A 608-nucleotide genomic window follows, 5' to 3' on the forward strand; every position below is an offset into this window, starting at 1 on the left:
TCCCCCATCAGCACGTCGTTCAGATCGCGGCCCTCGCCCGCATGGACGATGGAGATCCGCTGGACGGACGGCACCCGGGCGCGCGCCCGGCGCAGCCCCGAAAGGAGCTGCGCGCGGGTGCTGCGCGGGTCGGAATCGCCGTCCTGAATAAAGACCAGGTGCTCGACGCCCTGCGGCGGCAGCCAGGCCTGAAGATCGTCGAGATCGGGCATGCCGGCATAGCGCATGCCCTTGCCGCGGGTGATCCGGCGGCCCGCCATGTTGCCCAGCGAGATCCCGGCCCAATAGGCAGCCCCCGGCAGCCCGCCCGCGACCAGCGCGGTCAGCGTGGTCTCGATCCCTTCGCCGACCACCATCGCCCGGGTGCCGCTGGACCGCGCCAGCCGGATCGCCCCGCCCTTGACCGAGCCCAGCGTCTTCTTGGCGGCGAGGGTCTCGCCGTCATGCGCGATCACCGCCTTGCCCTTCGGCTGGCCGAGGTCGAGCCAGGTGCGGTGAATGCCGCTGCCCCGGCCGCCTGGGGCCTGCACCAGGGCGACCATGGCCGGGCCGCGATGGATCTCGCGCCAGCTGCCCCGGTTGCCCTCGGCGGGCACCATGTAGGGCAG

The 608-nt window shown here is 72.9% G+C and carries 1 protein-coding gene; it reads right to left on the reverse strand.

The features are described 5' to 3' along the window. On the reverse strand, positions 1-608 hold a 608-nt coding region (locus BYZ73_RS23185; protein WP_425451111.1), incomplete at both ends, for a DUF7146 domain-containing protein.

Source organism: Rhodovulum viride (assembly GCF_003265965.1).
Classification (GTDB): domain Bacteria; phylum Pseudomonadota; class Alphaproteobacteria; order Rhodobacterales; family Rhodobacteraceae; genus Rhodovulum; species Rhodovulum kholense.